At 43.2% G+C, this 792-nt stretch carries 1 pseudogene; it reads right to left on the reverse strand.

Going from position 1 to position 792, the window contains the following annotated elements:
* Nucleotides 1–664 (reverse strand): annotated as a pseudogene (locus tag R7Z50_RS26540) (SAM-dependent methyltransferase); the annotation flags it as partial.
* Between the last annotated feature and the right edge of the window lie 128 nt (nt 665–792).

The raw sequence follows: 792 nt of genomic DNA on the forward strand, positions 1-792 counted from the left end.
CCAATTGCTGCGGCAAATCAACAATGGTCACATGCACATCTTTATCGTAGTTGCAGCACTGCATTGCCCATTTACCCGTATTGCCACCGATATCGACAATATGTTTTGGCTCATTGGCAAACACTTCTTTAAGCAGCAATGGGAAAGAACGATCCGAATAGAAGTGATCAAACTTAAACCAGCTCTGCTTAGCTTGCTCAGGTAATGTCGACAACCCTTGATAGATGGTTTCCCAATCGCCCAGCTCTTTCAATCCAGCAGGTTTGCCGTCTTTGATTGCTTCAGTCAGGTGCATCATCGCGGCATAACAAACGTCGGCCGTGAAATCCATGTTTGCTTGGGTCATGCCATCGTACAACAAGTAGAACCCGAGGTTGGCCAGTGAGTAGTTAGGTTTTTCCCACAAAACAATGTGCGCACTTATCGCCATGTCTAGCAGCACTTTGACACCATATTCTGACACGCCTGTTTTTTCGGCGATATCAATGGCGCTCATGCCTTTTGAACCAGCGCTATCGAGCGCCGCTAATATACCCAAATCTCTGAGCGTTCTCGCGGTATGGAAAACGATAGGGGCAAAAGATAATTTTTGAGCTTCTGTTTTTGCTTCAAAAGCATTAAAAGGATCATTATTTTGATTTAACACGAAAAAACCTAACTGCATTTAATAATTTTTATTGCTGAGACTGAGTGCCCAACAACGCAAGTGCTCGCTGAATATCAACATTTAAATTGTTTACCCAACGATTGTAATTGCGGTGAATTTTGCCATCACTTGCTTTGAGATTTACT

The sequence above is a fragment of the Vibrio sp. 1249-1 genome (assembly GCF_033340495.1).